The organism is Vibrio sp. OPT46, from assembly GCF_015163535.1.
GTDB lineage: Bacteria > Pseudomonadota > Gammaproteobacteria > Enterobacterales > Vibrionaceae > Vibrio > Vibrio alginolyticus.
In genome coordinates this window covers 31,220-34,813 of record NZ_JADDYG010000093.1, presented here as the reverse complement: position 1 = coordinate 34,813, position 3,594 = coordinate 31,220, and the positions used below count along the sequence as shown (strand labels likewise).

Annotated in this window: 6 protein-coding genes; all 6 read right to left on the bottom strand. The window is 43.1% G+C overall.

The window, feature by feature from the left end:
- A partial coding sequence (locus IQR33_RS04390; protein WP_193843541.1) for a glutathione S-transferase family protein occupies nucleotides 1-572 on the bottom strand: 572 nt, incomplete at its 3' end.
- A gap of 14 nt (nucleotides 573-586) precedes the next feature.
- Nucleotides 587-1,621, bottom strand: a complete 1,035-nt coding sequence (locus tag IQR33_RS04385) for an NADP-dependent oxidoreductase (protein ID WP_017635294.1) — start codon at nucleotides 1,619-1,621, stop codon at nucleotides 587-589.
- A gap of 150 nt (nucleotides 1,622-1,771) precedes the next feature.
- Nucleotides 1,772-2,371, bottom strand: a complete 600-nt coding sequence (locus tag IQR33_RS04380) for a TetR/AcrR family transcriptional regulator (protein ID WP_017635293.1) — start codon at nucleotides 2,369-2,371, stop codon at nucleotides 1,772-1,774.
- A 50-nt stretch (nucleotides 2,372-2,421) separates the two neighbouring features.
- On the bottom strand, nucleotides 2,422-2,742 hold the full coding sequence (yqfB, locus tag IQR33_RS04375) for a N(4)-acetylcytidine aminohydrolase (RefSeq protein WP_005385855.1): 321 nt from the start codon (nucleotides 2,740-2,742) through the stop codon (nucleotides 2,422-2,424).
- Between the two features lie 67 nt (nucleotides 2,743-2,809).
- Nucleotides 2,810-3,205 (bottom strand): VanZ family protein, encoded by a 396-nt coding sequence (locus IQR33_RS04370; protein ID WP_017635292.1) that lies wholly within the window; start codon nucleotides 3,203-3,205, stop codon nucleotides 2,810-2,812.
- Nucleotides 3,206-3,207: 2 nt separating this feature from the next.
- The coding region (locus IQR33_RS32295; RefSeq protein WP_228013756.1) for a polysaccharide biosynthesis C-terminal domain-containing protein at nucleotides 3,208-3,594 on the bottom strand (387 nt) is incomplete at its 5' end.

The following is a 3,594-nucleotide window of genomic DNA, read 5'->3' as shown; positions in this document are numbered from 1 at the left end:
TGTGTCGCGAGCTGTTTCCCATAACGTTCAATATTAGGGAAGTGATTAACTAAACCAAACTTTTGAACCAATTCGACAATGAAAGACATCATGATGTCTGCGCCAGTCAGACGCTCTTCTACTAGGTAAGTTTTGCCTTCTAAGGATTGCTCGAAGTAGCCTAGTACATTCATTGCTTCCTTGTCGGCATAGCCTGATAAAAACTGAGTTTCATTTGGCTCTTTACTTACGAAGATTTTTAGCAGCATAGGTAAAATTGCAGAGCTTTCTGCAAAGTGCATCCATTGCAAATATTCTGTGTGTGCTTTTGTACCGCGCTCAGGAGCAAAGGCTCCGTCACTGTATTTCTCAATCAAATATTCGGTCATTGCACCTGACTCAATGATAATCTCGCCGTTATCTTCAAGAACAGGTGACTTTCCTAATGGGTGAACACTTTTTAGTTCTGGCGGTGCCATGAAGGTCACGGAATCACGGACATAGGGTACAATTTCGTAATTTACATCTAGCTCTTCAAGTAACCAAATGATGCGCTTTGAACGAGACTGATTGAGGTGGTGAAGTTTAATCATTTACATATCCCTTTTTATAATGGGTCGTTAATCTGTACTACAAGTTTGCCGAAATTCTTACCTTCCAACAGACCGATGAATGCTTCTGGCGCATTATCCAGTCCTTGTACTAGATGTTCGCGGTATTGGATCTTTCCTTCTGCCAACCATTGATTAATATCTTGCGCAAATTCACCGTAACGATGTCCGTAATCATCAAAAATGATGAAGCCTTGCACCTTGATTCGTTTGGTCAGGAGCTTACCCATTAGTAATGGAAGGTGGTCGGTACCTTCAGGCAGCTCTGTCGCGTTGTACTGAGAAATCAAACCACAAAGTGGGATACGCGCGTTTGTATTCAGAAGTGGCATTACAGCCTCGAATACTTTGCCACCTACGTTTTCGAAGTAAACATCGATACCTTTGTCACAGGCATTTCTCAGTTGTTCTGCAAAGTCTTCAGCTTTGTGATCAATACACTCATCGAAGCCAAGCACCTCTTTAGCGTAACGGCATTTTTCTTCTCCGCCTGCTATACCAACAACTCGGCAACCTTTGATTTTACCAATTTGACCAACTGTTGCGCCTACAGGCCCCGTAGCAGCTGCTACCACGATGGTTTCCCCTGGTTTTGGCTGACCAATGTCGAGTAAACCCATGTACGCGGTAAAGCCAGGCATTCCTGCAACACCTAGCGCGTAAGAAGGATTTTGCGGTTCTTTACCAAGTTTAATGACCATCTCACCAGTTGAGATAGCGTAGTCTTGCCAGCCAACAGTGTAGGCAAGAACCCATTCACCTGCTTCGTAATCTGGGTGGTTTGATGCTTCTACCTGACAAACTGTACCACCGACCATTACGTCATCAATTGCAACAGGGTCAGCGTATGATTCGGCATCACTCATGCGACCACGCATGTATGGATCTAGAGATAAATAAACCGTTCTCAATAGCATTTCACCCTCTTTCGGAGTCGGTTTCGTTACCTCTTCTAAACGAAAGTTTTCTTGTGTCGGTGCACCATGGGGACGTGACGCGAGTACGATTCTGCGATTTGTTGCGTTAGTCATATCTATCTCACTTGTTGATTAGACCGGTCGTCTAGTGTTTATTTCAAAATATCCCGCTTATTTAAAGCGGGAAGGTTTACTGTGTTAACACTGACGCTTTTTCTGACAGTGAAACGTGTGTAGGGTGTTCATTCTCTTCCACGCCGCCCGTTATGGGCAAGTGCGTGTATTCTGCAGTAAGTGTTGAGTATAGGTCAGACTTTGCGTCAATGCTGCCTGATCTTGATAAAGTTTGTTCAGCAAGCTAGCGCCATTCCAAAGGTAGTATATCTGCCTTGCTAATAACGCACTGTCACCATTGGGGATTGAGCCATCTTTAATGCCGATGTCAATGCAATCCGCTATCGCTTGAATGGTTTTGTCTGCTCCTTGGCGTAATGCCAAGCGCATTGACTCAGAGAGATCGGAGACTTCTGCACTTAACTTAACCAATAAACATTTGTTCGCATTACACACGTCGTCTTCTACTTTGACCATTTCTTCGAAATAGCTCATTAGGCGTTGGTAGCCACTCAGTTCAGTATTGGTAAAGCGTGCGTTTAAACGCTCAAAATACTTAGTAAAGTAGTCTTGAATCATCGCTTCACCAAATTGTTCTTTGGATTTGAAGTAATGATAAAACGAGCCTTTTGGCACTGCGGCCTTTTTTAATAGCTCTGAAAGACCAACACTCGTGAACCCTCGGTTTACGATCAACTCGTATCCGACGTCGAGAATATGTTGGCGTGTGTCATTCGTCTTTGCGTTCATGAAGTGTACTATAGAATGAATTAGACCAGTCGTCTAGCCTTTGTTGTGGGTTATTTAATCAGCTCATACTCAATAACAAATAGCGTGTCGGTATTTGGGTAGATTTCTCGAATTAACTGCTTGAGTTTTGGTAGTTCGATGGCTTCTTGTTCTGCATGAAACTCATTAATATCTTCAAAGTGAAGTGGTTCTACAGAACGTATCTTGATATCGCAGACTTTACGATCCGTTTCTAAGGTAAAAACTTCGACTTCTGTATTGGGAACGTAATGGCTTTCTGATTCATCTCGAATCGTTATCGTCTTTTTGCCTGACGTGATCAACGGGGTTAAGAATTCAAAAAAAGTAATCTTGGTTGGATGAGATGGCATGATGTACTCGTTAGTCTGGTTGTTTGGCGTAATTATATACCCAAATCCCCCAGAGATTCCTGTATTACTAGAACGATCGAGTGCGGATGAAGCGAATTAACTTGGCACTAAAGTAACCTGAGATAACGCCTATCCAGTTGGTGCTGAGATCATCAAAACTAAATGATCGATTTGGAATGAAAAGTTGGCTTATTTCTTCCATTGAAACGATAGCTAACAGCAGTAGCAAAAGACGAATTCCAAAAACGTCGGTTTTATTCGAGCTCACCAGAGAAGGGAACGTGAAGACCGATAAAAAGCCGATCAATAAACTGAAAGTAAAGTGAAGCGTACTCGAACCGCCTAAGTAGGTTTCCATTTGCAGGTAAGCAGTATGGTGTAAGTCAGAGCTTTTCCACAGAGAGAGTGAAGCGGTTAGCGTCAGGACTAAAACAAAACTCGTGCGTGCCAGTATTAAAGCCATAATTAACCTATTGGAAAGAAGCCTAAGTAACGTTTTACAAAATACAGTGCTGCTAAATTCTGGATAGCCATGCCAATTGCCATTGCCCACGCTGCACCAATCACCCCAAACATTTGGCAAAGCGTAACAAGTAGGCAGATAGACACCATACCTGAGGAAATTGTAATGTATTTCATGGTTCTCTCATGACCGCTCATTAATAATAAAAAACCTACTGAACCAGTCGCAACATTGACTAACTGCCCCAGAGAAAGGACGACTAATAGTGGTGCCGCGGCGAGAAACTCCCCACCAAAAAGTTGCATTACAAACTCGGGGAAGAGGGTGCAAATAATTACGGGTACAATCGCTAAACCAACATTGGCTCGGCACGCCAAGCGGCTCAGATT

What these genes read in the sequence shown, in the direction of transcription:
- IQR33_RS04380 (WP_017635293.1), bottom strand. Translation starts at nt 2,371, where the DNA reads ATGAACGCAAAGACGAATGACACACGCCAACATATTCTCGACGTCGGA.
- yqfB (WP_005385855.1), bottom strand. Translation starts at nt 2,742, where the DNA reads ATGCCATCTCATCCAACCAAGATTACTTTTTTTGAATTCTTAACCCCG.
- IQR33_RS04370 (WP_017635292.1), bottom strand. Translation starts at nt 3,205, where the DNA reads ATGGCTTTAATACTGGCACGCACGAGTTTTGTTTTAGTCCTGACGCTA.
- IQR33_RS04385 (WP_017635294.1), bottom strand. Translation starts at nt 1,621, where the DNA reads ATGACTAACGCAACAAATCGCAGAATCGTACTCGCGTCACGTCCCCAT.